The 25777-nt window shown below is 63.8% G+C and carries 26 protein-coding genes, 3 tRNA genes, 2 rRNA genes and 1 pseudogene; 12 read left to right on the forward strand and 20 right to left on the reverse strand.

All coding sequences use genetic code 11. The features are described 5' to 3' along the window. Position 1: 1 nt before the first annotated feature. A complete protein-coding gene (locus FGF80_RS15340) occupies positions 2-652 on the forward strand; it encodes an RPA family protein (protein WP_006187209.1) in 651 nt (216 codons plus the stop codon). Positions 653-793: 141 nt separating this feature from the next. Beyond that, positions 794-1207 carry a ribbon-helix-helix protein, CopG family gene (locus FGF80_RS15345; RefSeq protein WP_006187208.1) on the forward strand — a complete coding sequence of 138 codons (414 nt, stop codon included), beginning with the start codon at positions 794-796 and terminating at the stop codon, positions 1205-1207. A gap of 335 nt (positions 1208-1542) precedes the next feature. Here FGF80_RS15345 and FGF80_RS15355 read toward each other — a convergent pair whose 3' ends face one another. Continuing rightward, positions 1543-1998, reverse strand: coding sequence for a DUF5814 domain-containing protein (locus tag FGF80_RS15355; RefSeq protein ID WP_006187206.1), 456 nt, complete (start codon positions 1996-1998; stop codon positions 1543-1545). Positions 1999-2175: 177 nt separating this feature from the next. Between FGF80_RS15355 and FGF80_RS15360 the strand changes: the two genes are divergently transcribed. After that, a tRNA-His gene (locus tag FGF80_RS15360) sits at positions 2176-2247 on the forward strand. A 207-nt stretch (positions 2248-2454) separates the two neighbouring features. Continuing rightward, positions 2455-2808 (forward strand): hypothetical protein, encoded by a 354-nt coding sequence (locus tag FGF80_RS15365; RefSeq protein WP_006187205.1) that lies wholly within the window; start codon positions 2455-2457, stop codon positions 2806-2808. Positions 2809-2840: 32 nt separating this feature from the next. On the opposite strand, the pseudogene FGF80_RS15370 reads toward FGF80_RS15365, so the two are convergent. Continuing rightward, positions 2841-3688 (reverse strand): annotated as a pseudogene (locus FGF80_RS15370) (alpha/beta fold hydrolase). A gap of 207 nt (positions 3689-3895) precedes the next feature. Here FGF80_RS15370 and FGF80_RS15375 point away from each other — a divergent pair. After that, on the forward strand, positions 3896-5179 hold the full coding sequence (locus tag FGF80_RS15375; protein WP_138654979.1) for a hypothetical protein: 1284 nt from the start codon (positions 3896-3898) through the stop codon (positions 5177-5179). 36 nt (positions 5180-5215) lie between these two features. Here the strand turns inward: FGF80_RS15375 and FGF80_RS15380 are convergent, their stop codons facing one another. From FGF80_RS15380 to FGF80_RS15405, 6 genes are all read right to left on the reverse strand, one after another. Then, positions 5216-6076, reverse strand: a complete 861-nt coding sequence (locus FGF80_RS15380; RefSeq protein ID WP_138654982.1) for an aldo/keto reductase — start codon at positions 6074-6076, stop codon at positions 5216-5218. A 150-nt stretch (positions 6077-6226) separates the two neighbouring features. Beyond that, positions 6227-7207, reverse strand: a complete 981-nt coding sequence (locus FGF80_RS15385; RefSeq protein ID WP_138654984.1) for an aldo/keto reductase — start codon at positions 7205-7207, stop codon at positions 6227-6229. Between the two features lie 116 nt (positions 7208-7323). Next, on the reverse strand, positions 7324-8007 hold the full coding sequence (locus FGF80_RS15390; protein ID WP_138654986.1) for a helix-turn-helix domain-containing protein: 684 nt from the start codon (positions 8005-8007) through the stop codon (positions 7324-7326). A gap of 208 nt (positions 8008-8215) precedes the next feature. Next, entirely contained in the window at positions 8216-8980 is a 765-nt protein-coding gene (locus FGF80_RS15395; RefSeq protein WP_138654988.1) for an SDR family oxidoreductase, read from the reverse strand. A 237-nt stretch (positions 8981-9217) separates the two neighbouring features. Continuing rightward, the gene (locus FGF80_RS15400) at positions 9218-9895 is read right to left on the reverse strand and encodes a helix-turn-helix domain-containing protein (protein WP_175417045.1); all 678 of its coding nucleotides are present in this window, start codon (positions 9893-9895) and stop codon (positions 9218-9220) included. A 213-nt stretch (positions 9896-10108) separates the two neighbouring features. Next, positions 10109-10182, reverse strand: a tRNA-Phe gene (locus FGF80_RS15405). Positions 10183-10402: 220 nt separating this feature from the next. Here FGF80_RS15405 and FGF80_RS15410 point away from each other — a divergent pair. Then, the gene (locus FGF80_RS15410) at positions 10403-10849 is read left to right on the forward strand and encodes a DUF7344 domain-containing protein (RefSeq protein WP_006187195.1); all 447 of its coding nucleotides are present in this window, start codon (positions 10403-10405) and stop codon (positions 10847-10849) included. A 193-nt stretch (positions 10850-11042) separates the two neighbouring features. Here the strand turns inward: FGF80_RS15410 and FGF80_RS15415 are convergent. After that, positions 11043-11116: transfer RNA gene (locus FGF80_RS15415), tRNA-Val, on the reverse strand. A 62-nt stretch (positions 11117-11178) separates the two neighbouring features. Between FGF80_RS15415 and FGF80_RS15420 the strand changes: the two genes are divergently transcribed. Further along, a complete protein-coding gene (locus tag FGF80_RS15420; RefSeq protein WP_138654990.1) occupies positions 11179-11823 on the forward strand; it encodes a DUF192 domain-containing protein in 645 nt (214 codons plus the stop codon). 32 nt (positions 11824-11855) lie between these two features. After that, positions 11856-13853 (forward strand): ABC transporter ATP-binding protein, encoded by a 1998-nt coding sequence (locus tag FGF80_RS15425; protein WP_138654992.1) that lies wholly within the window; start codon positions 11856-11858, stop codon positions 13851-13853. 45 nt (positions 13854-13898) lie between these two features. Here the strand turns inward: FGF80_RS15425 and FGF80_RS15430 are convergent, their stop codons facing one another. Further along, positions 13899-14243, reverse strand: a complete 345-nt coding sequence (locus FGF80_RS15430) for a DUF5789 family protein (RefSeq protein ID WP_006187192.1) — start codon at positions 14241-14243, stop codon at positions 13899-13901. Next, entirely contained in the window at positions 14230-15252 is a 1023-nt protein-coding gene (locus tag FGF80_RS15435) for a phosphatase PAP2 family protein (protein ID WP_138654994.1), read from the reverse strand. Before FGF80_RS15435 ends, FGF80_RS15430 begins: the two co-directional genes overlap by 14 nt. A gap of 130 nt (positions 15253-15382) precedes the next feature. Here FGF80_RS15435 and FGF80_RS15440 point away from each other — a divergent pair, with 130 nt between their 5' ends. Beyond that, positions 15383-16120: a creatininase family protein gene (locus FGF80_RS15440; protein ID WP_006187190.1), complete on the forward strand. Its 738-nt coding sequence runs from the start codon at positions 15383-15385 to the stop codon at positions 16118-16120. A 38-nt stretch (positions 16121-16158) separates the two neighbouring features. On the opposite strand, the gene FGF80_RS15445 is transcribed toward FGF80_RS15440, so the two are convergent. The 7 genes from FGF80_RS15445 to FGF80_RS15475 all read right to left on the reverse strand — a co-directional run bounded on the left by FGF80_RS15445 (position 16159) and on the right by FGF80_RS15475 (position 22076). Beyond that, positions 16159-16611 carry a DUF5790 family protein gene (locus FGF80_RS15445; RefSeq protein WP_006187189.1) on the reverse strand — a complete coding sequence of 151 codons (453 nt, stop codon included), beginning with the start codon at positions 16609-16611 and terminating at the stop codon, positions 16159-16161. Between the two features lie 349 nt (positions 16612-16960). Next, positions 16961-17326 (reverse strand): dihydroneopterin aldolase family protein, encoded by a 366-nt coding sequence (locus tag FGF80_RS15450; RefSeq protein ID WP_006187188.1) that lies wholly within the window; start codon positions 17324-17326, stop codon positions 16961-16963. Positions 17327-17442: 116 nt separating this feature from the next. Continuing rightward, complete coding sequence (locus FGF80_RS15455) at positions 17443-18414, reverse strand: aldo/keto reductase (RefSeq protein WP_138654996.1); 972 nt, start codon at positions 18412-18414, stop codon at positions 17443-17445. A 99-nt stretch (positions 18415-18513) separates the two neighbouring features. Beyond that, complete coding sequence (azf, locus tag FGF80_RS15460; protein WP_138654998.1) at positions 18514-19287, reverse strand: NAD-dependent glucose-6-phosphate dehydrogenase Azf; 774 nt, start codon at positions 19285-19287, stop codon at positions 18514-18516. A gap of 97 nt (positions 19288-19384) precedes the next feature. Further along, complete coding sequence (locus FGF80_RS15465; RefSeq protein WP_049908260.1) at positions 19385-19999, reverse strand: DUF309 domain-containing protein; 615 nt, start codon at positions 19997-19999, stop codon at positions 19385-19387. Between the two features lie 160 nt (positions 20000-20159). Next, on the reverse strand, positions 20160-21257 hold the full coding sequence (locus tag FGF80_RS15470) for an aminopeptidase (RefSeq protein WP_006187184.1): 1098 nt from the start codon (positions 21255-21257) through the stop codon (positions 20160-20162). A gap of 93 nt (positions 21258-21350) precedes the next feature. Continuing rightward, complete coding sequence (locus FGF80_RS15475; RefSeq protein ID WP_006187183.1) at positions 21351-22076, reverse strand: queuosine precursor transporter; 726 nt, start codon at positions 22074-22076, stop codon at positions 21351-21353. Between the two features lie 431 nt (positions 22077-22507). Between FGF80_RS15475 and FGF80_RS15480 the strand changes: the two genes are divergently transcribed. The 3 genes from FGF80_RS15480 (at position 22508) to FGF80_RS15490 (ending at position 25309) form a co-directional block, all read left to right on the forward strand. Further along, positions 22508-22702 carry a cold-shock protein gene (locus FGF80_RS15480; protein WP_006187181.1) on the forward strand — a complete coding sequence of 65 codons (195 nt, stop codon included), beginning with the start codon at positions 22508-22510 and terminating at the stop codon, positions 22700-22702. A 445-nt stretch (positions 22703-23147) separates the two neighbouring features. After that, positions 23148-23423: a helix-turn-helix transcriptional regulator gene (locus tag FGF80_RS15485; RefSeq protein WP_006187179.1), complete on the forward strand. Its 276-nt coding sequence runs from the start codon at positions 23148-23150 to the stop codon at positions 23421-23423. Between the two features lie 539 nt (positions 23424-23962). Continuing rightward, positions 23963-25309 (forward strand): RNase J family beta-CASP ribonuclease, encoded by a 1347-nt coding sequence (locus FGF80_RS15490; RefSeq protein WP_006187178.1) that lies wholly within the window; start codon positions 23963-23965, stop codon positions 25307-25309. Positions 25310-25423: 114 nt separating this feature from the next. Here FGF80_RS15490 and rrf (FGF80_RS15495) read toward each other — a convergent pair. Both rrf (FGF80_RS15495) and rrf (FGF80_RS15500) read right to left on the reverse strand, forming a co-directional pair. Continuing rightward, positions 25424-25545 (reverse strand): 5S ribosomal RNA (gene rrf, locus FGF80_RS15495). A gap of 71 nt (positions 25546-25616) precedes the next feature. After that, positions 25617-25738, reverse strand: a 5S ribosomal RNA gene (gene rrf, locus FGF80_RS15500). Between the last annotated feature and the right edge of the window lie 39 nt (positions 25739-25777).

A 25777-nucleotide genomic window follows, 5' to 3' on the forward strand; every position in this document is an offset into this window, starting at 1 on the left:
CATGAGCCAGTCCGAACTCACGCGCGAAGTCGCCCGCCGCGTCTTCGCCTCCGAATTCAACGATTCGACGTACGCATTCAAAGAGAGCGACGACGAGCGAGCGCCCAACTACGCCTTGCTCCCGACGGGCGACCGCGCGAACCGCGTGTTCGTGGTCGGAACCCTCACCGAGACCGAGGACGTCGGCGACGACAGCGAGTACTGGCGCGGCCGCGTTGTCGGTCCGACGGGAACGTTCTTCGTCTACGCCGGGCAGTACCAGCCCGAGGCCGCATCGGTACTCCGTGATACGGAGCCGCCGGAATACGTCTCCATCGTCGGCAAACCGCGAACCTACGAGACCGACGACGGAACCGTCAACGTCTCCTTGCGACCGGAATCCATCGCGGTCGTCGACGACGAGACCCGCGACCGCTGGGTCGTCGAGACGGCTGAGCGAACCCTCGATCGCATCGAGGCATTCGAGGCCTGGGAAGCCGAGCAGGAAGCGCCCGAAAGCGGCTCGACGGCACCGACCAACGAGTACGCCGAAATGGCCCGCGAACGGTACGACTCCCCCGTCGTCAACTACCGCAACGACGTAATTCAGGCGCTCGAGAGCCTCGAAAACGTCGGGGACGCGGACGACGCGGACGCGGAAGCGACGGGCTGAACGCGACTCTCGAACGGGTCTGTTTCGGCGCACTCGAGCGGACGGCGGGCACGCTCGAGCACCGGACGAACGGCCCAGTCGTCGCTCGCACCGGTCGTCTGACAAATGATTAAGTGTCGTGACCGACGACTACGGGTAGCAATGGGGAACAAGAACAAGACGATCTCGTTCCGGGTCAACGAGGACGCGTTCGAGGCGCTACAGGCGATCGCCGAGGAACGTGACATCTCGCTGTCCGCCGTCTTCCGGGATTACGTCGACCGCCTCGTCGAACACGACGGCCAGGTCGAAGTCGTCCCCGAGGACGAACTCGAGGCCCGCACCGGCGGAGCGGGAGCCGACGAGGAGATCTCGTTCCCGCCGACCGTCGAAGTCCCGAAGCGCTTCATCCGCGAACACGAACGGCTCGAACTCGAGGCCGAGCACCTCCGTGAACAACTCGACGAGTACAAAGGGTACGTCAACGACCTGCAAGACCGACTCGAGGACGAGGAAGACGAGGTACTGTTGCTCGACGAGTTAGACGACGAAGACGAATCGTACCAGCTACGGTAGTAACGGCGACAGGAGACGCGGGTCCGAAACGATTCAGATCACTGGTTAGAGAGAGGAATTGAAGGCCTGGCGCTAAATAGCCGAGTCGCTCGAGGTTCGCACGCGTCGCATCGTCGAGATCGAACTCCCCCACCGCGTCGCGTCCCGCCTCGTTTCGCTCGTGTAGCAAGCGGAGGGGTTGTCGGAACGTCCGGAGCGTGAAACGGAGTTCCGGGTTCGTCGACCGCCGACTGAACGCTCGTAAGCATCGTATCAATAGGCTCGAAAGCCGTCCGAGACATCGCTTGTAGGTAGCCGGCCGCAGTAGTGCCTCGCCCGAACGCCTCGAGACGGACCTATCGCTCGAGTTCCCGTTTCGCCTGCCGAATCTGATCGTACTTCTCGTCCGCTCCTTCGACGCGAGCGAGCCCCTCGGCGGCCTCGAGCGTGCGGACGCCGTTGTCGAGGAAGGACAGCACGTCGCCGGGGTAGGCATAGACCATGTAGTCGTCGGTCATCACGTCGACGATCGCGTCCGGCCCCAGCCCCTGGGCGCGCAACTCGAGGAGGTACTGGATGAACTTCCGCTCCGGACAGCCACAGTAGGGATTGTTGTCGCAGTTGCAGTCGAGGAAGTCCTGCGTGAAATCGAGCACCCGGTCGCGGGTCGCGTCGTCTAACTTCTCGAGGCCGTCGCCCTGAAAGAGCATGTCGAGCGTCGCGCCCTTGAACGCTCCCTTGGGAATGTTCGTCTCGAGTTGGGAGCTGAGCTGCCGGTGGTTCTTGATGTAGATCTTGTCGGTGATGGCCACGCTTGTGGGCGCTACCCGCCGTACGCCGAAAAGCGTCCCGGTCACGAGCGGGGCAGATGTCCCGCACGACCGTCGCGCAGTCACGGGACGGAAATCGCGCGGTACGGAGACCCACACCGCGTCGGAGAGTCGTAACGTATTTTAGTCCAACCGGCTGTAGGATAACGTGTACACGTGTCCGGGTTGGGGTAGTGGTTATCCTTCAGCCTTGTGGAGGCTGAGACGCGGGTTCGATTCTCGCACCCGGACTTCCTTTTCCCGACGCCGTCACGAACGAGGTGAGCGACGGGTCGGAGCGGCATCGCCGCTCCGTTGACCGGGGAGAGACGTGGACAAGCCGAAAAGCGAGATCGAACCACGCGAGACGAGTGATACGGCGAGCGGGCAAGACCAGGGAGACGCGAGTCCGGGCGCTGACGCGCAACTTTTTGTCGCGGCGTTCCAACAGTAGCTGCCATGACCAATGGACTGGAGCCGACCGAGGAGTACGACGGCTCCATCGTCGTCCGTCTCCTGGACGATCAGTCGGGGCGAAAGGAGATCCGGTGTCCGTCCTACGAGGACGCGATCGCCGTCGTCAAAGAGAACCACCGCTCAGTCACCGTCGCGAAGATCCTGGATCGAGACGGCGCGGTCGTCTTCACGTCGTCCGAGATGGACATCGACGACTGGGAGACCGAATGGGAGCGCGCAAAGCGCCGTCTGTCCGTCGAGATCGACGAATACGAGTGCCCGTACGACGATATCGCCTGTTTCGCCGACGATCTCTGTGTCCGGTGTCAGATCGACCGCGTTCGAGACCAGTACTGACCTCGAGCCACCCGGTTCGCGTCCGTGGCAGTTCACGCCGCGTCCGCGAGAAAGTCGGTCAGGCGTTCGACGAAGTACGCCGGCCGTTCCTCGGGTATCCAGTGACCGGCGCGGTCGACGACCTCGCCCTCGACATCGGTCGCGACCGCTGTCATGTCCCCGAACGGGAGGTCCCCGAAGGACGCCGCGCCGCCGAGGGCGAGCACGGGCATCTCGAGTGGTCCTCGGCGTGGTCTCGATTGCGCTCGGCATCGGTCTCGTAGGCGCGGTAGTACTCGAAGCCACCCCGCAACCCGCCGGCCTGCGAGTAACAGCGGACGTACTCCTCACGGGCGTCGTCGTCGATCGCCGAGGGGTCGTACGCGCCTTCCTTGTAGAACCAGTCGAGATAGAGTCGCTCTCGGCCGGCGACCAACTGCTCCGGGAGGTCGCGTACACTGTGAAAGCGGGTGTGCCAAAGCTGGCGTTTCTCGTCCTCGTTGATCCCCGGTAGCCCGGCCTCGAGCACGCAGAGTGCACGGACATGGTCGCGGTACTGGGCGGCATAGGCGTACGCGGTCGGCATTCCCCAGTCGTGGCCGACGAGCACGATCGGGTCGTCGCCGTGTCCGAGGTGGTCGAGGAGGGCCCGAACGTCGGTCGCGACGGTGTCCTTGTCGTACCCCGAAACGGGGGTTTCGGAGTCGCCCAGTCCGCGAAGATCGGGCGCGATAACGGTGTACTCGTCGGCGAGGTGTGGAATGACATTCCGCCATTCGTACCAGGTCTGTGGCCAGCCATGGAGCAATACCAGGGGCGGTCCGTCGCCAGCGGTCACGTAGTGCAGTTTGACGCCGTTGACGCGGGCCTGTCCGTGCTCGAGGTCGTCGTGTGCGACCATACGACAACGTTCGGAAGCTGAAATATCAGTCTTCGGTACGGAGCGAGCGGTTCCAGCGTGGTTCCTTCGGGGACCGCCGGAGCACGACTAAAGACGGTCGGCGGCGAGTAAATCGAGCGCGACACGACGGTCCCGGCCGACGTACACCGGTCGTTCGGTGGCTCTCGCATGCTCTCGCGTTTAGGAGCGTCGTCGCGTAGGGAGCGTATGGCGGACGGTCGATTCGACGGGCGGGTCGACAAAACGCGGCGAAACGCGGCGCTCGCCTGGCTGGTCACGGCCGCACTCGTCGCCCTCGCGATCGCCCACGGACTCTTCGACGCCTACCGCTGGTTCGTGTTTACCGCGTTCGCGGTCGCGATCGTCTTACTGCCGGCCGCCGCGTTCCGAAATCCGCTCGTGATGCCACCCTGGGAACTACTGTGTCTGGTCTTGCTCCCCGTCATCGATGCGGCGATATCCGGTGTATCGTTCCTGACGTCGATCGCCGTGTACGTCGCCGTCGCTGCGGTCGCGCTCGTCGTGTGCGTCGAGATCGACCGCTTCACCGCGGTACGAATGAACCACGCCTTCGCGGTGGTACTCGTCGTACTGACGACCCTTGCCGTCGCCGGGGCATGGCACGTCGCCCAGTGGCTCGCCGACGTGACCCTCGAGACCGACTACATTCTAGACGGCCGCTCACAGGATGCCGCCAATCGTGCATTGATGTACAACTTCGCCTACGCGGCGGTCGCCGGCCTGCTCGCGGGTGCCGTCTTCGGGCGCTACTTCCAGTCCTACGGCGCGGACGATAACGAGGCCAGAGGCTCACCGACGCCGCGGAAGACGTCGCCCGACGGGGAACCTGCCCCCGTCCCGTCCCTGATCCGTGATCTCCTGGACGTCCCCGACGGGACCGTCAGACGGCTCTCGCGCCTCATGCAGGCGGCCCTCGCCGTCCTCCTGCTGTATGGCATCGCCGGCCGCGACCTGACGACGGTTTCGAACGCCGCCATCGCGCTCGCGATCACGTTCCTCCCGGCCGTCCTCGAGCGAGACGCCAAACTGCCACTCGAGCCGGGGCTCGTGTTCTGGCTCACGGCGGCCGTGTTTCTCCACGTCCTCGGTTCGGCCGGCTTGTACGCCCAGATCGGCCCGTGGGACAGCCTGACGCATACGATCTCGGCGTCGATCGTCGCTGCGGCGGGCTACGCGGTCGTCCGGGCGATCGACCTCCACACCGACGAGATCTACATCCCGCCCGCGATGCTGTTCGCGTTCATCCTCGTGTTCGTCCTGGCATTCGGCGTCATCTGGGAACTCATGGAGTTCGGGATCGACCGAAGCGCACAACGGGTCGGGCTCGACGCGGTCCTCGCCCAGCACGGGCTCACCGACACGATCGTCGATCTCGTCTACGACGTCGTCGGGGCCGTCATCGCCGCGATCTGGGGCTCGTTCTACCTTACGGCGCTCTCCCGGCGCATCGCCGGCCGACTCGAGGGGTGACCGGTCGCTCGGGGGACACCCGTCGAACGTCGACCTTCAGTCGGCGGCCGCGGTCAGTCGGCGGACCTCGTCGTCACCGAGCGAGAGTTGCGAGGCCGCGAGGTTGGATTCGAGGTGGGCGGGATCGGACGTGCCCGGAATCGGGAGCATGACGGCGGACCGCTCGAGGAGCCAGGCCAGCGCGACCTGTCGTCGTGTCGCGTCGTGGCGTTCGGCGATCTCGTCGAGGAGGTCGCCGTGTTCGGCCAGATCGTCGCCGTCGATCGGGGCCCACGGGATGAAGCCGATCCCCGCCTCGGCACAGATCTCGAGCACCTCCCGGCTGCCGCGGTCGTTCAGGTTGTACCGGTTCTGGACGGTCTCGATCTCGACCTGCTCGCGGGCTCGATCGAGGAGTTCCGCGGAGACGTTACTGACGCCGACCGCGTCGACGAGGCCCTCGTCTTTGAGTTCCGCGAAGGTCGCGACGGAGTCCTCGAAAGGCGTGTCGTCGTCCGGCCGATGGAACTGATAGAGATCGATCGTGTCCGTCCGGAGCCGGTCGAGGGACGTGAGGACCTGATTACGGATGTAGTCCGGGTCGCCGTGGGCGAGCCACTCGCCCTCGCTGTTGCGCAGCAGACCGGCCTTGGTCGCGATCAGGACGTCGTCGGGGTCGCCGATCGCCTCGCCGATGAGGCGCTCGCTCACCGCGGGACCGTAGGAGTCCGCCGTATCGATGAGATCGACGCCGCAGTCGACCGCGTGCTGGACGACCTCGCGTGCGGACGCCTCGTCCTCCGGTGCACCGATGATGTCCTCGCCGGTGATCCGCATCGCGCCGAACCCCAGTCGACGAACGGTCGAACCGCCGATCTCGAACGTGTCGCTCTCGTTTGTGATCGAGTTACTGCTCACGAACGGAACAACAGCCTCGTCCCCCTTGAGGGGTTGGCTTCCCCGGCTAGAACACCGGTTACCGAACGGGATGGCCGTCGCTCGACTCCAGTGACGGTATCGGACCCTCCCCCCTCGAGCCGATCGCGTGATCGTCCGGACGGCGCGCGGCTACTCGTGTCCGGCGACCGGCAGCGGCTCGTAGGGTTCCTCGAGGTAGTCGATATCCGAGTCCGACAGATCGATTTCCAGCGCCTCGACGGCGTCCTCAAGGTGTTCGACACTGGTCGTCCCGACGATCGGGGTCGTGACCCACTCCTTGTGAAGAAGCCACGCGAGCGCGATCTGTGCCATCGTGACACCGTGATCGTCGGCGAGTTCTGCGACGCGCTCGTTGACCGCGGGACCGCCACCATCCCGATACGGGAGCTGATCGATGTACTTGTCCGTCTCGCCGCGCGTCGTCGCCTCGAGTTCGTCGTGAGGACGGGTGAGGTAGCCGCCAGCGAGCGGCGACCACGGCATCACGCCGATCCCCTCCCGTTCTGCGAACGGGAGCATCTCGCGCTCCTCCTCGCGGTAGACGAGGTTGTAGTGGTTCTGCATCGTCGCGAACCGCTCGAGGTCGAGACGGTCGCTGGTGTGGAGCGCATCCGCGAACTGATACGTCCACATCGAGGAGGCACCGATATAGCGGGTCTGCCCGCGGCGAACGGCGTCGTCGAGTGCCCGCAGCGTCTCCTCGATGGGGGTCTCGTAGTCCCAGCGGTGAATCTGGTAGAGATCGACCGTCTCCATGCCGAGCCGATCGAGCGAGTTCGCTAGTTCCTGTTCGATGGTTTTCCGGGAAAGCCCCGTCGCGTTCGGATGCGGGTCCTCCTCGGGGGGCAGGAATGCTTTCGTCGCGACGACCTGTTCGTCACGATCGTACTCCGCGAGAACGTTCCCAAGGATTTCCTCGGACTTGCCCGACGAGTAGACGTTCGCGGTGTCGAAGAAGTTGATGCCGAGGTCGATCGCCCGTTCGATGATCTCCCGTGACTCCTCCTCGTCGAGGACCCACGGTTGCCACTCGCTCGATCCGAAACTCATGCAGCCGAGACAGAGCGAACTGACCTCCATCCCGGTCGATCCAAGGGTCGTGTAGTCCATGGTTGAGACAACCCATAGTTGGGGGTCGTCTCTCATGGACTCGATGCTGTTCAGAAAGCATGTTTAAGTGCCCCACCGAGCGGGAGACGGACGAGTCGAGTTCGTCCCGGTGACCGTCACTCCCTGCCGGACCGAATCCGCCCTTCTTTCCGAGAGTCGAGTACGGACGAGAAGAGTTGTCGTTCACCGCGGCGAAGGAGACTCGACATCGACGGCTGCGAAATGCCGAGTTCGTGGGCGAGGTCTTCGGTCGACGTTCGACGCGGACTGTCGTAGTAGCCACGAGCGAGCGCAAGCGTGAGCGCCTCGTGTTGACGGTCCGTTAATCCGTGCCGTGAGGGGCCCTCGATCGCGGACGGATCGGGGCTGACCGAAACGAGTTCGAGTTCGATGTCACGCTCCTGACAGCAGGCTCGATAGTCGTTGAACTCCGCGTAGCTCTTGAATAGTTTGTGCTCGTACCAGCCCTTCGGCGAAATCGTGGGCGGTTCGACTGGTGCGATATCGAACCGTTCGGGATCGAAGAGGCGTGTGAGTCGGTCCTCGAGTTCGACGGTGATCTTGTAAATCGCTTCGTCGCTCGTGTGTCCGACCAGCGTCGCCGCCCTCACGTTCTCGAGCGTTGTGAGTTCCGTTTCGGAGACGTCGTCCGTGCTGTCGATCTGGACGAGGAACAACTGGACGCCGTCTTGGAGTTGGAGCCCGTGAACGCACGTTAGTTCCGTACTCCGAACCGATTCGGCGACATCGAGCAGCGGAAGCGAGGGTGACTCGAGACGGAATTCAGTCGTGATCGTCATCGGATGGGGTTTGCCTCCGTTATCGCGCGTCTCACAGGGGTAATGGCCGTCATGATCGTCGTTTCTATCACGGATTACGTCTCCGGACAGGAGTATCTTGATTTACAAGACGATGCGCATCCCCGAGGCGGCCGTCGTCTCGGACACCGACCGTCACTGGCGCTGTCCGATACCGATGCCGGCCGAGTTTGCTGCCCTCGGCTGTGCGCTACGGTTGAACCTGATCCGTCGGCCGGATCAGGACTTCGTTGATATCTACGTGGTCTGGCTGTGTCACGACGAACGTGATCGTCCGCGCGATATCAGCGGGCTCGAGCTGTCGCATCGATTGGTTGTAGTCCTCGACGTACGACTTGACCTCGTCGTCGGGGATGTCCTCGGTGAGCGCCGTGTTGACTGCCCCCGGTTCGATAGTCGAAACGCGGATTCCCTCTTGGGCGACGTCGCGTCGAAGCGCCCGGCCGAAGCCGGTCACGCCGGCTTTCGCCGCCATATAATGCGAACTGTTCTCCATCGCAAACCGTCCGGCAACCGAGGAGAGATTCACGACGTGTCCGCGTTCTTGCTCGATCATCGTGGGAACGACGGCGTGGGTGAGCGTGAGCAGCCCGTCGAGATTGACATCGATGGTCGTCGTGAGGGTTTCCCGATCCGCATCCGCAATGTGTGCGAGCGGCATGTAGCCCGCGTTGTTCACGAGGATATCGATCCGACCGTATTCGTCAGTCGTCGTCTCGACCAGTTCATCGATGTCGTCGTCGTCCGTGATATCGGTCGGAACGACGAGCGCCTCCCCGTCTTCGTCCTCGATCCGGGCGGCGACTTCCTCGAGTGCGTCCTCGCGTCGGGCGGCGAGAACGACGCTCGCACCGCGCGATGCCAGCGCGGTAGCCGTTGCTTCGCCGATGCCCGAAGACGCTCCCGTAACGATCGCGACCTGCCCGTCCAGTTCAGAACCGAATGCTGTTGTCATCACCCGAACCGAGGGTCGCGACCGGTTTGGGACTGCTGTTATATGGAAAGGGTGTTTAAGTGGTCCAGTGGGCCGGACCGAGACTCTCGGGCGCGTACTCGCGTCCGGAACCGGCTCGTCAAGCAGCGATCCCCGAAGTCCGTCGGTGATCCGAACTCGATCGCCGACGAATTCCTTGTCAGCGGCTCGAGACTGGTCCCATCGTCAGTATCCGGATACGGGCACATGCAGGCGATGTTAGCTGGAGACCGTCTCGACGTGTTTCCGTGCGTCGAGCGCGGACGTGAGGACCTGCCGCTCCGCACGACGGAGCAGGGTCGATAGCGCGGGTTGTGAAATGCCCAACTCTTCGGCAAGCGCCTCCATCGAGGTTCGGCGTGGGCTGTCGTAGTAGCCGCGAGCGATCGCGAGCGTGAGCGCCTCGTGTTGGCGGTCGGTTAATCCGTGCCGTGACGAGTCAGCAGTTGATGAGGCGTCAGCGGTGATCGAGACGAGTTCGATGGGGATACCGTGCTCCTCACAACTTGTTCGGAACTCGGCGAACGTCTCGTAGTCTTTGAACACCTTCTTCTCGTACCAGCCCTCCGGCGTGATGGTCGTCGGCTCCAGTTGCGCCCCGTCGAACCGGTCGGGGTCGAACGCCTCCGAGATGGCGTCCGCGAGTTCGACGGTGAGTTGGTACATCCGTTTCCCGTTCGTGCGTCCGAGCGCCGTCACCTCCACGACTTCCTCGAGCGCCGCGAGGTCGTCGTCGGAGACATCGTCCGTCGAATCGATCCGGACGGTAAATATCCGAACGTCCGACTGTAGACAGAGTGCGTGTACGCACTCGACCTCGTCGGGTTGCAGTGACGCCGTAAGCTCCACAAGCGGCAGCGAGGCTGATCGGAGCCGTAATTCAGTCGTAACCGTCATTGTGGAGCGGAACGCTCCACGTACAGTTAATATTCTGGATCGGCACGCGGGCACTAGGGACTACGGCTTCGCCCACGGTGTTTTCGTGAATAACGAAACGCCCGACGGCGATGGGGACGTTCGTGAGCCGGTTCAAATCTCGCCGGAAATCGCGGGGGAAACACTGCCGAAATCCACCGCTGTACGGCCAATCTGCAACGAATCGCAAAAGGATGCCGCCTCCCGGATTTGAACCGGGGACAGCTCGATCTTCAGTCGAGTGCTCTCCCAGTCTGAGCTAAGGCGGCCTACTCCATTCTCCGTCCAGGGTATAAAAAAGGATTTCGAATCGGAATCGGTGTTCCACGCCACTTACAGGAGACCCGATACCGGTTCGACGGTCCGAGTAAGTGTCGGGAAACCGAGTAACGTGAACGATACGGGATTTCTATACGTGATTACCCGCCGTCTGTTGGAATTTCGGATATTCAAGACACCCTTTTCAGCACTGGGGAGTAATATCGTGTTATGGCAGCCCTTACCTCGAGTCAGGAGGCCCGAGAACTCGACGCCAACACCATCCTCGAGCTGTTGGCGAACCGCCGCCGTCGCTACCTCCTCTATGCGTTGCGCGGACACGACGAGCCGATCGAACTCTCGACGCTGGCGGAGACGGTCGCGGGTTGGGAACACGACGTGCCGCCCGACGAAGTCGCGAAGAACGAATACAAGAGCGTCTACGTCTCATCGGTCCAGTGTCACGTCCCGAAACTGGACGATGCAGGCGTCGTCGACCACGACGAGGACAACCATACCGTCGTCCTCGCGGACAACTTCGAACAGCTCGAGCCGTACCTCCGGATCGTCGTCGAGGACGAGCCGGAGAACTCGACGCTGCACGCCGCGCTCCAGACCGAATCCGGGGATGGCCTCCTCGGCCAGATCCGCGAAAACGTCGCGCGACTCAAGCAGTGACCGGTCCGGGTTGATCTCGGGTCGAGAGGGACATGGATTCGGCCGACTCGAGGGGACTACCGCGGTCGTTCGTCGGACTGAGGCGACGACATCCTGCCGGTTCGAACCACGGTCACAGCGAAGCGGTTCCCTGATTCGGACCGTCTTTTCGTCACACTGCCGGCGCTCACGAAATCGTTCGCGCCAGCAATAGTGGGCTCGGGCGGGTTCGAACCACCGACCTCGGCCTTGTAAAGGCCGCGTCATGACCAGCTAGACCACGAGCCCGCATCCGCAACGAGTGGGTCCGTCCGAATAACCTTTACTCTCTCGTCGTGCAGGACATCTGCATGGCAGTCGAGTACGTATTGCGGGGTCTACTCGTGATCGCCGGTCTTTCTCTCGTCGGCCTGCTTCTCGTTCAGGTGGGGCTCGTCTCGGCTCCGTGGGCACCTGACAGAGGTGAGATCCGTGTTTTCGATGGCGGGGGCGACGAGAAGGCGACTGCGGACGGTGACGGTAACCGCACCCCCAAAGCCGTCGTCGACGTGGCGGTCGCGGACTCCGGTGTCGAGCGGTACACCGGGTTGAGCGACCACGACTCCCTCGAGTCGGGTAATGGCATGTTGTTCGTCCACGACGAGGAACGGGAACAGACCTACGTGATGCGCGGGATGGACTTCGATATCGACATCGTCTTCATCGACGCGGACCGCGAGATCACGACGATTCACCACGCCCGTGCGCCCGGTCCCGACGAGGACGGGGAGGAGCTCAGATACACCGGGCGCGGGAAGTGGGTCCTCGAAGTGCCACGCGGCTACGCGAACGAGACCGGCATCGAAGTCGGGGACGAGGTCGACATTGACCTCGAGAATCGGGGCGGTATTATCGGGAGCGGCTCCGAGACGCTCACGCAGGCCGTCACGAGGGCGGAACACGAGCCGATCGTGCCGGTAGCGGTCGCCGCCGAGCATGGGTCGGTGCATCGATAATCCTTATTGCCGGCGACCCCTGAGCACGGCCAATGAATAGCGCCGAGCCGGACGCGGACGATCCGTTCGAGGAACAGCGCGAAGAGGTCGAGAATCCGATGAAGCGGCTGTTCCTCGAGTACGGGTCGAACTACACGGGTGCTGCAGTTATCGGCATCATCGCGAGTTTCTTCGCACGGATTCTGGACCTGCTCCCGGCGCTCATGTTGGGGGTCGCGATCGACGCCGTGATCCGTCAGGAGATCCCGTACGCGGAGGCGTTCCCAGTCGGCGGGGGGCTCGTCGCGTCCGCCGTCCCCGAGGGACGGCTGGCGCAGTTCTGGCTGACGATCGGGATCATCGCGAGTGCCTTCCTTCTCTCGGCGGGTTTTCACTGGACCCGAAACTGGGGGTTCAACACCTTCGCACAGAACGTCCAACACGACATCCGGACCGATACCTACGACGAGATGCAGCGCCTCGATATGGGCTTTTTCGCCGACAAGCAGACCGGCGAGATGATGTCGATCCTCTCGAACGACGTCAACCGCCTCGAGAAGTTCCTCAACGACGGGCTGAACTCCCTGTTCCGGCTGCTCGTGATGGTGCTCGGTATCGGCGGGCTGCTGGTCGCGATCAACTGGCAACTCGCGCTGGTCGCCCTGCTCCCGGTGCCGTTAATCGCCGCCTTCACGTACCTGTTCATCCGGACGATCCAACCTAAGTACGCACAGGTCCGCTCAACCGTCGGTAAGGTCAACTCCCGACTCGAGAACAACCTCGGCGGGATTCAGGTCATCAAGTCCAGTACGACCGAAGCATACGAGTCCGACCGCGTCGAAGCCGTCTCCAAGGAGTACTTCGACGCCAACTGGGGGGCCATTCGGACGCGAATCAAGTTCTTCCCCGGCCTGCGCGTGCTCGCGGGGATCGGCTTCGTCGTTACCTTCCTCGTCGGCGGGCTCTGGGTCATCGAGGGGCCACCGGGCCCGTTCTCGGGCGACCTCAGCACCGGCATGTTCGTCGTCTTCATCCTCTACACCCAGCGATTCATCTGGCCCATGGCGCAGTTCGGCCAGATCATCAATATGTACCAGCGGGCTCGCGCCTCGAGCGCCCGCATCTTCGGGCTGATGGACGAGCCCAACCGGGTCGGCGAGGAGCCTGACGCCCCCGATCTCGAGGTGACCGAGGGCCGCGTCGAGTACGACGACGTGTCCTTCGGGTACGGCGAGGGGGAGACCCGGCGCGCCGCCGCTCAGTCGGACGGCGACCGCCGTGAGTCGGGAGACGGCGAGACGATCCTCGAGAATATCGATTTCACCGTGGAGGGCGGCGAAACGCTCGCGCTGGTCGGCCCCACCGGGGCCGGCAAGTCGACGGTCCTCAAACTCCTCTTGCGGATGTACGACGTCGACAAGGGGGAGATCCGGGTCGACGGCCAACGGATTCGGGACGTGACCCTCGAGAGCCTGCGCGAATCGTTGGGCTACGTCAGCCAGGACACGTTCCTCTTCTACGGGAGCGTCGAGGAGAACATCACGTACGGGGCCTTCGACGCGGACCGCGAGGACGTGATCGAGGCCGCGAAGATGGCCGAGGCCCACGAGTTCATCCGAAACCTCCCCGAGGGTTACGACACCGAAGTCGGCGAACGGGGCGTCAAGCTCTCGGGCGGCCAGCGCCAGCGGATCTCCATCGCCCGCGCGATCCTCAAAGATCCCGACATCCTCGTCTTGGACGAGGCCACCAGCGACGTCGATACCGAGACGGAAATGCTCATCCAGCGCTCGATCGACGACCTCGCCGAGGATCGAACCACGTTCGCCATCGCCCACCGGCTCTCGACGATCAAGGACGCCGATCAGGTCCTCGTTCTCGAGGGCGGCGAGATCGTCGAGCGGGGGACCCACGACGAACTGCTCGCGAACGGCGGACTCTACTCGCATCTCTGGGGCGTGCAGGCCGGCGAGATCGACGAGCTTCCCGCGGAGTTCATCGAGCGCGCCCAGCGCAGGCAGGCGCGGACCGAAGTCGGCGACGACGACTGACGAGTGCTGCGATCGACGCCGCGGTCGATGTCTCCGACCAGCGGCCTAAAACGATTCCTGCTCTCCTTGGTCGTCTTGCCCCGGTCCGCCCTCGTCCTGCCGCTCTTCGCCCGCTGCGGGCGGCGTGCGGTCGCTGTAGTTCTTCCGTCCGATCGCCTCGTCGCCGACCATATTCATGATCGCCTGCTCGACCGCACCGTAATCCCGATACTCGTCTTCGCCCAGCGGCCCGATGAGATCCGCGAGCGTCGTGGTATTGCCGCTCATCTCGACCGTTTCGTCGCCGTGTTTCTCGAGCAACTCGTCGTGGCCGATGGGATACTCCTCGCGCTCCAGCGTCTCCCGTAGCTCGCCGAGTTCGACGCCGCGTTCGCGGCTATCGTCGGACATACGTACGCGAAGGGGTCGGCGACGCAAACGGGTTCGGCCTGCGTTCGCCGTGACACCGCTGCAAGCGGCGCTGGACGACCATTCGCACGCGCGACAAGGCGAGTGCCGGCAGTGTCGACAGGAAGCCGAGAAGGGCAGCCGAAACGAGCAGTTTCGACGGCCCGCTCGAGACGCCGATCCCGACGACGGCGGCGATGGAAACGACCGCGACCAGCAGCGCCACCGGCTTTAGTCGGCGTCGGTCGACGGCCGTCGACCCGAGCGGTGGTGTCGACTGCTCGAGGGTCCAGCCCGCGAGCGCGCCGGCCGCGAGCGCCGCGTACGCGACGGCACTGTCCGCACGGCCGCTGGCGACCATCGCCGCGCCGGCGAGTCCCAATGCGAGTGCGAACGCGGTTGCCGTTCGATCGAACGGCGACCGCTCGAGGAGCCACCGCACGCCGGCGAGATAACACCACCCGACGACGACGCCTGCGACCACATCGAGCGGGTAGTGGACGCCGAGCACGAGCCGCGTGAGACAGACGGCGGTGACGATCACACCGGCCCCCGCGAGACGGAGGCGTCGCGTCCCCGCCTCGAACACCATCGCGAACAGCCCGTAGGTGACGGTCGCACCGACCGCGTGACCGCTCGGGAAGCCGTAGCCGCCGGCGCTCGCGCTCGAGCGGGACACCGAGCGGATCGGCGACGGAAAGACGGTCGACTCGACCGTCGCGAGTTCGGGACGCGGTAAGGAAAAGAGGTGCTTCAGCGCCGTCATCGTCGCCAGGCCGCCGACGATAACGGCGAGGAACCAGGGTCCGTCGGGCCGTCGAGAGGGCCGGCCGGTCCCGAACTGCCGGCCGCGCTGCCCCGTCCGTCGCCACGCGATCGCCCACGACGCGCCGATGCCGAGCGCGAGCAACAGCAGGCCGTCGCCGAGTCGAGTGACGGCCGCGGCAACGGCCACACCCCACTGCGGGACGAAGTCGCGAATCGACTCGAGAAGGGCAGCGCCGCGGTTCATACGGCCCCTCTTCGACGGTAGCGTGGATAACGCTCGGGCGGGAACATGCAGGGTCCGTGGGTCCGGGGAGCGAGACCGGGGCGTGTCGACCACCGCGGGTTTCATGCCGACACGGTCGGCATACTCCGGTATGGACCTCACAACGGCGACGTGGACGGACGTTCGGGACCTCGAGACGGACCTTGCGGTCGTCCCCGTCGGAAGCACGGAACAACACGGCCCCCACGCGCCTCTCGGGACGGACGTGCTGACCGCCGAAGCGATCGCCGACGCCGGGATCGAGCGGGTCGACCGGGAGGTCGTGCGTGCGCCGGCGATTCCGGTCGGGATCGCCGAGGAGCACCGGCAGTTCCCCGGAACGATGTGGGTCTCCGAGGATACGTTCCGCGACTACGTCGGCGAGGCCGTCGACAGCCTCGCTCACCACGGGTTCGATCGGGTCGTCCTCGTCAACGGCCACGGCGGCAACGTCGATGCCCTCCGTGAGGTGGGCGGCCGGCTCACGCGAGCCGGCGACGCGTACGCCGTCCCCTTCACCTGGTTCGAAGCCGTCGGCGAGCACAGCGACGAGATGGGCCACGGCGGCCCCCTCGAGACGGGACTCCTGCGACACCTCGAGCCGGCATTGATCCGCGAGGACCGGATCGAAGCGGCTCGAGCCGGCGGAGCCGACGGCTGGGGCGACTGGACGAGCTACGTCAACATGGCCTACGACGCGGCGGAGTTTACGGAAAACGGAGTCGTCGGCGATCCGGACGACGGTGACGCCAAGCGGGGTGCAGAACTGTTCGAGTTAGCGGCGGACGCGCTGGCTCGGCTGCTCGAGGCGGTCGCCGAGCGCGATGTCTCGCGGCCCGAGCGCCGGTAGGGGGTGCAGGCGAGCGGTCCGTCGGCGGCGGGAAGCGGTTACTCCTCGTCTTCGTCCGCATCCGTGTCGGCGTCCGCTGGCTCGTCGTCGGTCGCCGCGGGACCGGCATCCTGCAGCGTTCCGCGAAGGGCCGGAACCGTCGACGTGAGTTCGCCGACCTGGTCGCCGGCCGCGGAAATATCCGTGACGGCTGCTTCGAGGGCTTCGATTTCCGCCTCGAGATCGGCGGCGTCGTCGAAGGCGTCGGCGCGTTGGCCCATGGTGAACCACTTCTTCGCATCGCGGAGGTTCTCCTCGGCGTCGCCCGCCTCGAGCGCCGAGTTGAGTCCGTTGAGCACACCCAGCACGTTGTCGGCGTCGGTCTCCCAGATATCGTCGGCGTCGGGCAGCGCCGCCCAGGCCGCCTCGAGCGAGGTTTCGACGTCCTCGCGCATCTCGTTGGCCGCTTCGCCGAACAGTTCCTCGTCGTCGCCGAGCGTGGCTTGGCTCATGTCATCGTCTTTGCGGGCACTATGGTTAAAAGATAGCCCGAAAGTGAAAGTGAAATCGGTCGGAAGCGGACCGATATCGGCCAAACGGTAGTGGCGTTTCGAAAGGAACGACCTCGAACAGAATGGTCTTATTCCTGCCAGGTCCGTCCGCTGTTAGCATGCGTCGGACCGGTAACGAGGTGCTACAACGCAGTTACGGATCGGACCCGATCTCCCGATACTGGTCTCGAGTGACGGTATACCGGTGTCTGTCGGCGTGGTCGATCGCCGCGACCTCGAGATCGATCACGGTCAAGCAGAGCCTCGTGACTGCTCGAAGGCTCGAGTTCGATTCCGGTAAGAGCGAAGCTTACTCCCGACTCCGAACCGACTCGAGTCGCATCAACGGATAGCCGTCCTCCATTTCCATCCGGGTGACGACCTCACAGCCCTCGTAGTCGACGACGATCTCGACCTCGAGAAAGCGGCCCGTCAGTTCGGTGTAGTCGGCCGTCGACTCGGCGAGCGCGGCCTCGAGTTCGTCGGTACGGACGTCGACGGTGACCTCGCGACAGTGGGGCTGATTCTCGATCGAGTCCGCCATCGCCGCCGCGAGACTCGGCGCAGTATCGGGCGAGACCGGTGTGCCGGCGAACTGGTGGTAGAGCGAGCCGAACTTGATGCCGGCCTCGAAACAGGCGGCCTCGGCATCCGTTGGTGCCGTGTCCGTGGACATGGACGGACACTCGAGTGCGGCGTGCAAGGGGATTGCGATGGCCGTCGGCCTCTCGGAGCGTCAGCTACGGCTACAGTTTCGAGGATGGACGCCGTTCCCGGCGCGGAAGACGATCCTTATTCGTGGCCCGCGACCGGCAGCGGCTCGTAGGGCTCCTCGAGATACTCCATGTCGGAACTCGAGAGGTCGATCTCGAGGGCTTCGACGGCATCCTCTAAGTGTTCGACGCTGGTCGTCCCGACGATGGGGGCGTCGACCCAGTCCTTGTGGAGGAGCCAGGCGAGGGAGAGTTGCCCCATCGAGACGCCCTTGTCAGCGGCGAGTTCCTGAATCCGTTCGTTGATCTCCGTGCCGCCACCCTGCAGGTACGACATCTGTTCGAGGTACTGGTCGGTTCGGCCGCGCGTCGTGGCTTCGATCTCCTCGTGGGGCCGGGTTGCGACGCCGCGGGCCAGCGGCGACCACGGGATGACACCGATGTCTTCCCGCTCGCACAGGGGTAACATCTCCCGCTCTTCCTCCCGGTAGAAGAGGTTGTAGTGGTTTTGCATCGTCACGAACCGCTCGAGGCCCAGCGCGTCGCTGGTGTGGAGCGCATCTGCGAACTGGTGAGCCCACATCGACGACGTGCCGACGTACCGCACCTGTCCGCGACGGACCGCATCGTCGAGCGCGCGAAGGGTCTCGTCGATCGGCGTGTCGTAGTCCCAGCGGTGTGTCTGATAGAGATCGATCGTGTCCATGCCCAGCCGGTCGAGGCTCGCCTCGAGTTCCTGCTCGATGGCTTTACGGGAGAGCCCGCTCGCGTTCGGATTCTCCGGGTTCATGTCACCGAAGACCTTCGTCGCGACGACATGCGAATCGCGGTCGTAGCCGTCGAGAGCCTCGCCCAGGATCGCTTCGGATTCGCCCGTCGAGTAAACGTTCGCAGTGTCGAAGAAATTGATCCCGAGATCGATCGCGCGCTCGATGAGTGCTTTGCTTTCCTCGGGCTCGAGCATCCATTCCTGGCCGGTCCCGAAACTCATACCGCCGAGACAAATCCGGCTGACAGTCATCCCAGTCGATCCGAGCGTGGTGTACTCCATGGCTGGGAATGTGACCGCCGACGACAAAACGTCGTGGCTCGTCGGAATCGGTTGCCGGCTCTCGAGGGGAACACGGGAACGAGGTCCGATCGCGACCGATCAGGCGTCCGGTTCGGCGACCCGCTCCTCGCCGTCGTAGTACGCGGAGTTGTCCTCCGGGTCGTAGCCCAGGGCCTCGCGGGCGCGCTCTATCGAGTAGTACTTCCGGTCGTTGTCGGAGATGCCGTAAACGATCTCGTACCCGTAATCGGCGCGGATACAGCGATCGAACAGGTGCGCACAGTCCCGGTATGAGAGCCACATCGCTTGCCCGCGCTCGTAGTCGATCGGCGGATGGCCTTCGGTGAGGTTGCCGATGCGGACGCAGGCGACCGAGAGGTCGTGTTCGTCGTGATAGTACCGGCCGAGGGTCTCGCCGGCGGCCTTCGAGACCCCGTAGAGGTTGCTCGGGCGGGGGAGTTCGGTGCCGTCGAGCAGATAGTCGTCGTGCTCGCGGTACAGCTCGGGCGTGCGCGCGTCGGTCTCGTAGTTGCCGACGGCGTGGTTCGACGAGGCGAAGACGACGCTCTCGACGCCCGCGTCGACGGCCGCCTCGAAAACGGTCTGTGTGCCGTCGATGTTGTTGGTCAGCACGCTATCCCACGGCGCTTCGGGGCGCGGGTCGCCCGCGAGATGGATCACGACATCGATCCCGTCCATCGCCTCGCGGACGGCATCGTCGTCGGTGATGTCCGCGACGACGAACTCGCCCGGCTGGTCGTCGGTCGGCGGATTTCGATCCAGTAATCGCCACTCGTGGTCATCAGCGAGGCCGCCGAGGATGGCCTCTCCGACCCGCCCCGCAGCCCCCGTAAGCAGGACTGACTGTGCCATTCGTTCGGTGGAAGGGAAAGCGTCGATAAGTACCATGCGGTTCGGCGGACGTACGGCCAACCGTGGCACTCGTCGCTCGAGACCCGTGGAAACCCGTTCAGAACAGTCCCTTCACGTCCTCCTCGCGCGCCCGCCGCCTGCCGACGTGATCGGTGAGCCGCTGATAGACGATCCCGCGATTCTCGTCCTCGCGGACGAAATCGAACAGCAGCGTGATGAACGTGCTGTCGTCCGCGCCGGCCTCGAGATCCTGGCGTGCGTACGTGCGCGCTCGGTCGACCGGCTCCTCGTCGTAGCCGAACGCCTCGGCGAGCACGACGGCGGCGAGCGCCGTCGGCTCGAACCCGAGCGTCGACAGCGTCGGGAGCGTGCCTTCGTGTTCGATTCGAACTGGCACCCTGCGTTCGAGGATCTCGGGATCGGCCGCAAGCCGTGCGAGAAACGAACGAACCGGCGCGAGTCGGAGATCGCGATAGTCAGCCGGTAGATTCGCGAGGTACCCGCCGCCGCTCGCCGCGAGCCCGACGGCCCCCTCCCAGTTCCCCTCCCGGGCGTGATAGACCGCGCCGCTGTACTGAATCAGGCCGTGGAGCAGTCGCTCGTCGTCGCTCCCCGACTCGAGATCGAGCCAGCGGTCCTCCCAAGCGTCGTGGGCGGCGTGGTAGTGGCCGTCGTTGAAGACGGCAACGCCGGCCCGGAGCCGATCGCGCATAGTCGTCGTTAGGGCTCGAGACTGGAGAACGTGACGGAGACGGAGACTGCCGACAGGACCCTCGGCCGTCGCGGTCGGAGCCACACCGAGCCCACCCCGGCCGCTGCCGATCGACGGGGGGTCCGCCTCCGGCATGGGGGACGGACGATGCGCGGCGGAACTACGCGTCGAACCCGTCCTCGAATCGGAAGACGCCGTTTCGCTGGAGTACCTCCCCGTCGACCTCGAGGACGGACTCCTCGCTTACGTCAGTGATCAGATCGACGTGAACGGCCGACTCGTTGCCCGACTCGCCGTCGGGGAGACAGGCGTCGTAGGCTCGCCCGAGCGCCAGATGAACGGTCTCGCCCATCTTCTCGTCGAAGAGGATATTGTCCGTGTAGCGGTCGATTCCGCGATTCATTCCGATGCCGACCTCACCCAGTCGACGTGCACCCGCGTCGGTCTCGAGGATGTCGTCGATGACATCTCCACCCTGCGCGGCGTCGTAGTCGACGACCTCGCCGTCGTCGAACTCGAGGCGGACGTTCCTGACGGACTCGCCCCGGATCGTCATCGGCACGTCGAAGGTCACCTCGCCCTCGGTCGCGTCGGGCGCGGTGAAGACCTCGCCGCTGGGGAGATTGTGCGAGTCGTACGCCACCGACGCGGCGCTGTTGACCGCCGTCCGCCCTTCGATGTTCATGGTGAGATCGGTGCCCCTCGAGACCAGCCGCAGTTCGGAGCCGGCATCGAGGGCCTCCTTCAACTGGGCCATCTCGTCGGCCAGCGACTCCCAGTCCCGCAGGATCGCCTCGTAGGCGAAGTCCCGATACTCCTCGTAGGCCATGTTCGCCTGCTGGGCGAGCGATCGCGTCGGATGGACCGTCGAGACCCAGCGGGTCCCCAGTCGCCGCTCACGAATCTCGGTTCGCGCCTCGTTGTAGGCTCGGCGCTGCTCGCCGGGAACGTCGGCCATCGCGCTCGTGTTCCGGCCCCCACCAAGCGAGAGGTAGACGTCGGCGTTCTCGACGACGGCGAGTTCGTGGGCCGGGCTCTCGTCGAAGTCGCCGTCGTGTGCCCGGAGGTAAGCGCGGGTGATCTCGCCCGAGCCGTAGGTCGCGAGGAGGTTCGCCCCCCTATCACCGAGTTTCTCGGCGACGGCGACCGCCAGTTCGTGGGCGGCGGGTCCCACCGAGAGGACCACGTCATCGCCCGCTTCGACTCGAGCGCTCCAGTCGACCAACACGGCGGCGTGTTCGCGCACGCGTTCGTCCATATTCAACCCTCTCGAGCGGGCTACTAAACGCTCCCCGTTCGAACCGAAACCCCCAGGGCGGCTATGCGGAGAGTGGCTGCGAACCGTGGGCGCTTAGGCGGTACTGGCGTCCTCGGCCGATCCCTCCTTGCGCGAGCGCACGAGCGAGACGATAGCGTAGACGATCGGCGTGTCCAGAACGGCGATCGCGAGTTTCAGCAGGTACTGGCCGACGATCAACGAGAGCAAGAGGTCGGGCTCGAGGACCGCACCGACGCCGAGGACAGCGGGTGCGACGGCGAACGCCACCGTGACGAAGATGACGGTGTCGATCGCCTGACTGCTCGCCGTCGAGGCGATGTTACGGAGCCAAAGTTTCTCGGGGCCGGTGGACTCCCGAATGCGGTGGAAGACGATCACGTCCCAGTTCTGGCTGACGACGTACGCGAGCAGGCTCCCGATGACGATGTTCGTCGACGCCCCCAGGGCCGTCTCGAACGCGCCGGGATCGACACTCGTGGGGGCCGCCGGCGCGGCGATCGTCGACCAGACGAGCGCGAGAACGACGAAGTTCAGCACGAAGCCGACGTTGACGACGATCTGTCCCGCACGACGCCCGTAGAGTTCGGTATAACAGTCGCTCGCGAGGAACGTCAGCGCGTACGCGAGCGCGGCACCGGGTAACGCGAGTTGCGCCCCCGTGATCGGCAGCGCAACGGGAAGTTCGAACGCGAGCACCTTCGAGGCGGTCAACTGTGCAGTCACGAGCGCCGTCACGAAGAGACCGATCAGCGCGACCTGTGCGATCGTCGGCCCGTGACGGGTCTGTGTCTGACTCATAGGACGGCGTATCCACCGAATCCACCTAAACGGTGCTATTCACGGAGTACTCGAGTATGGACGGGATCGGATTCGAGTCCGTTCGACCATCCCAGTCGAAAGCCTGCCGAACAGACCACGGTGAGTTCGACCCCGACTCTGGACGAACAGTCGGTTCGGATCGCCCCGGACCGGGCCGGATCGACTGCGTTCGTCGACCCCTTCCGTTAGCAAGTGACCCCATCAGCACGCCCCAGACGACCGTTCCGGCACAGAGCGCCCTCCTACTGACCTTCTCGAGAGTTAACTCATCAGTGGGCAGTGAAAACCGAGGGGCCGGTTCTCGAGCGATATGGCGTCCGATCGTCGTCTTTCGGCACTAATTATTTTTGTTTCGACACACGACCTATAACACAACTGTTATACGTGTCCCGGGCCTCGATTGAATTGCAATGGCGAAAGGAAACGTTGATTTCTTCAACGACACAGGCGGCTACGGTTTCATTGAGACGGACGACGCGGACGATGACGTTTTCTTCCACATGGAAGACGTTGGCGGTCCGGACCTCGAAGAAGGCACAGACATCGAATTCGATATCGAACAGGCCCCCAAAGGCCCCCGCGCCACCAACGTCACCCGCCTGTAATACGGCTTTTTACGTTCGGTAACGGGTTTCACACTTCGAATATCATTCTTCGCAATCCAACTCGACAACCAGCGGACGCTATCGCCGACCGGCCGCTCGGCCCGAACCCGCTGTCCCAGTGAGGGGTCCCACTCGATCGTCGATCACCATCACTGGAGCACAACAACCGGGTTCTAGCAGCGGACGGATGCCGTCGTAGCCTGCTCATCACGGACACCTGCTCGCATGACAGCGCCGTGATCAGCGTGTTGATCGTTTCACCGTCCGAGATTTTCGGCTGTGACACCGGATTGGAACTAAACGGCCGGCTGTAGGACGTGGTTACTAGACGAAAGGACGGACAGTACTACGAATGACTCAGTTAGCTCCGTTGAACGTATTCGAACCGGTTGATACGAAATCGATAACAAATAGTCGGGTTCCCGTCCGTCCACCCGAATACAAAATGGACGATCTGACTGGGTTTCAACGCGACCTGCTGTACGTGATCGCAGGGGCCGATCAACCGTCGGGGCAGGACGTAAAGGACGAGGTCGAAACGTATTACAACAGCGAAATCAACCACGGGCGATTGTACCCCAATCTCGATACGCTCGTCAACAAAGACCTCGTCGAGAAGGGGCAACTCGACCGGCGCACTAACTACTACGAGATCAGTGACCGCGGCCACCAGACCATCGAACAGCGCCGGGAGTGGGAACAACAGTATATCGACAGGTAACTCGGTTTTACCCCATACACACGCGCTCGAACTCACGTACCCGACGGGATCGCGGCTCATCCACCGCCACACAGCCACGCTTCGCCCGCGCCGATCCCAGTCCGACCGGCAGACAGCAACTCAGTCTGGAAACACCACACCGGTCGTCGACGAGACGGCCCGCGGCCACAGCCAGTGCTTCCGAGTCACGTTCTCCTCATCACGACACCGACGGAAACCGGTCTGTCCGTCGCGACTCCAGTGCGGAACGGCGACGCGGCTCGTGTGCTCACCCGATCGAACGCCAGTGTTCCACTCGCGACAGTCGCCTCGAGACCACACCTGCCCCCGAACTCGCCTTGAAACCCAGAACTACTTACGTCGGGAGAGTCGTTGATTCACTAACCGAAACAGGCGCTGTCCCTGGCACAGTTGGGACTGAGCCGTCGATTCGACCCACCGAGGACGTGATCGAAGCCGGCTCACGTTGCAGGACGCAGCTCCCAGTAGCCATTCCGGCTGCACGACTGTCCACAGGACTGCTATGATCGGCCCTACCAATGGACATTGAAATTGCGACAATTGGCGGCTACGAGGAAGTCGGCCGACAGATGACAGCTGTCCGCGCCGGTGACGACATCGTGATCTTCGACATGGGACTCAACCTCTCGAAGGTACTCATTCACGACAACATCCGAACCGAAGGCATGCACAGTCTCGACCTGATCGATATGGGCGCGATCCCCGACGACCGGGTCATGAGCGACCTCGAAGGGGATGTCAAAGCGATCGTCCCCACCCACGGCCACTTGGACCACATCGGTGCGATCAGTAAACTCGCACACCGGTACGACGCACCCATCGTCGCGACACCGTTCACCATCGAACTGGTCAAAGGCGAACTCGAGGAGGAAGGGAAGTTCAACACCGACAACGACCTCGTCAAGATGGAAGCCGGCGAGACGATGTCGATCGGCGACTCCGGCGCGGTCGACCTCGAGTTCGTCAACGTGACGCACTCGATCGTCCAGGCCATCAATCCCGTTCTTCACACCCCCGAAGGCGCAGTTGTCTACGGGCTCGACAAACGGATGGACCACACGCCCGTCATCGGCGATCCGATCGACATGGAGCGGTTCCGCGAGATCGGTCGCGAGGGCAATGGCGTCCTCTGCTACATCGAAGACTGTACCAACGCGAACAAGAAAGGACGCACGCCCTCCGAGACCGTCGCCCGCGAACACCTGCGCGACGCCCTCTACAGCATGGAGGACTACGATGGCGGCATCGTCGCCACGACCTTCTCGAGTCATATCGCACGCGTCAAGTCACTCATCGAGTTCGCCCGCGACATCGGTCGCGAACCGATTCTCCTCGGCCGCTCGATGGAGACCTACTCCGGAACCGCAAAACGGATCGGGATCGACTTCCCCTCCGACGTCGAGATGGTCGGCTATCGCCAATCCATCGAGCAGACCTTCGAGCGAATCATGAACGAGGGGAAAGAGAACTTCCTTCCCGTCGTCACCGGTCATCAAGGTGAACCTCGAGCAACGCTTACGCGAATGGGCCGTGGCGAAACACCGTACCAGCTCGAGGACGGCGACAAAGTCGTCTTCTCCGCGCGGGTCATTCCGGAGCCGACGAACGAAGGCCAGCGCTATCAGGCCGAAAAGCTACTCCGCATGCAGGGTGCACGCATCTATGACGACATTCACGTGTCCGGTCACCTCTGTCAGGAGGGCCACTACGAGATGCTCGATGCACTACAGCCCGAGCACATCATCCCGGCCCACCAGGACATGAGCGGATTCTCGGGGTACGTCGAACTGGCATCCAACCGCGGCTACACGCTCGGCCGCGATCTCCACGTTACCTCGAACGGGAACGTCATCGAACTAGTCTAAGCCGACGCGACTACGGTTTTTTGGCTCGCTCTCGAGTAGCAGGCGATGGTATCGCAGTCGTAAAATAAATACAAAACCCCACACAGCAGGTGCTGTGTGGGGAGGAAATATGAATGGAAGCGGCGAAACGGATTTCCCAGAGGGTCGCCCACTCCAGTACTGACCGTAACGTAGGCGAGCTTATCTTCCGTGTTCGGGATGGGTACGGGAGGCACCTCGCCACTGTGGCCGCTGTAATGCCGATCGGCGGAATCGAACCGCCGCAAGACCACGATCGGTAACCGTCGACCGAATTGGTCGATATGAGTGGTGGCGGCGAAACGAAGTTCCCAGAGGGTCGCCCACTCCAGTACTAACCGTAACGCAGGCGAGCTTATCTTCCGTGTTCGGGATGGGTACGGGAGGCTCCTCGCCGCTATGGCCGCCGTAACGCCAATCAACGGAATCGAACCGTTGCAATGCCAGTAT

It is taken from the genome of Natrinema pallidum (assembly GCF_005890195.1).
GTDB lineage: Archaea > Halobacteriota > Halobacteria > Halobacteriales > Natrialbaceae > Natrinema > Natrinema pallidum.

Bases quoted from the DNA above. Each gene is read 5' to 3' on its own strand.
- FGF80_RS15450 (WP_006187188.1), bottom strand. From the start codon at position 17,326: ATGTCCACGGACACGGCACCAACGGATGCCGAGGCCGCCTGTTTCGAG.
- FGF80_RS15485 (WP_006187179.1), top strand. From the start codon at position 23,148: ATGGACGATCTGACTGGGTTTCAACGCGACCTGCTGTACGTGATCGCA.
- FGF80_RS15465 (WP_049908260.1), bottom strand. From the start codon at position 19,999: ATGCGCGATCGGCTCCGGGCCGGCGTTGCCGTCTTCAACGACGGCCAC.
- FGF80_RS15445 (WP_006187189.1), bottom strand. From the start codon at position 16,611: ATGAGCCAAGCCACGCTCGGCGACGACGAGGAACTGTTCGGCGAAGCG.
- FGF80_RS15395 (WP_138654988.1), bottom strand. From the start codon at position 8,980: ATGACAACAGCATTCGGTTCTGAACTGGACGGGCAGGTCGCGATCGTT.
- FGF80_RS15435 (WP_138654994.1), bottom strand. From the start codon at position 15,252: ATGAACCGCGGCGCTGCCCTTCTCGAGTCGATTCGCGACTTCGTCCCG.
- FGF80_RS15365 (WP_006187205.1), top strand. From the start codon at position 2,455: ATGACCAATGGACTGGAGCCGACCGAGGAGTACGACGGCTCCATCGTC.
- FGF80_RS15345 (WP_006187208.1), top strand. From the start codon at position 794: ATGGGGAACAAGAACAAGACGATCTCGTTCCGGGTCAACGAGGACGCG.
- FGF80_RS15430 (WP_006187192.1), bottom strand. From the start codon at position 14,243: ATGTCCGACGATAGCCGCGAACGCGGCGTCGAACTCGGCGAGCTACGG.
- FGF80_RS15455 (WP_138654996.1), bottom strand. From the start codon at position 18,414: ATGGAGTACACCACGCTCGGATCGACTGGGATGACTGTCAGCCGGATT.
- FGF80_RS15490 (WP_006187178.1), top strand. From the start codon at position 23,963: ATGGACATTGAAATTGCGACAATTGGCGGCTACGAGGAAGTCGGCCGA.
- azf (WP_138654998.1), bottom strand. From the start codon at position 19,287: ATGGCACAGTCAGTCCTGCTTACGGGGGCTGCGGGGCGGGTCGGAGAG.
- FGF80_RS15410 (WP_006187195.1), top strand. From the start codon at position 10,403: ATGGCAGCCCTTACCTCGAGTCAGGAGGCCCGAGAACTCGACGCCAAC.
- FGF80_RS15340 (WP_006187209.1), top strand. From the start codon at position 2: ATGAGCCAGTCCGAACTCACGCGCGAAGTCGCCCGCCGCGTCTTCGCC.
- FGF80_RS15480 (WP_006187181.1), top strand. From the start codon at position 22,508: ATGGCGAAAGGAAACGTTGATTTCTTCAACGACACAGGCGGCTACGGT.
- FGF80_RS15440 (WP_006187190.1), top strand. From the start codon at position 15,383: ATGGACCTCACAACGGCGACGTGGACGGACGTTCGGGACCTCGAGACG.
- FGF80_RS15420 (WP_138654990.1), top strand. From the start codon at position 11,179: ATGGCAGTCGAGTACGTATTGCGGGGTCTACTCGTGATCGCCGGTCTT.
- FGF80_RS15425 (WP_138654992.1), top strand. From the start codon at position 11,856: ATGAATAGCGCCGAGCCGGACGCGGACGATCCGTTCGAGGAACAGCGC.
- FGF80_RS15385 (WP_138654984.1), bottom strand. From the start codon at position 7,207: ATGGACTACACGACCCTTGGATCGACCGGGATGGAGGTCAGTTCGCTC.
- FGF80_RS15475 (WP_006187183.1), bottom strand. From the start codon at position 22,076: ATGAGTCAGACACAGACCCGTCACGGGCCGACGATCGCACAGGTCGCG.
- FGF80_RS15470 (WP_006187184.1), bottom strand. From the start codon at position 21,257: ATGGACGAACGCGTGCGCGAACACGCCGCCGTGTTGGTCGACTGGAGC.
- FGF80_RS15390 (WP_138654986.1), bottom strand. From the start codon at position 8,007: ATGACGATCACGACTGAATTCCGTCTCGAGTCACCCTCGCTTCCGCTG.
- FGF80_RS15375 (WP_138654979.1), top strand. From the start codon at position 3,896: ATGGCGGACGGTCGATTCGACGGGCGGGTCGACAAAACGCGGCGAAAC.
- FGF80_RS15400 (WP_175417045.1), bottom strand. From the start codon at position 9,895: ATGACGGTTACGACTGAATTACGGCTCCGATCAGCCTCGCTGCCGCTT.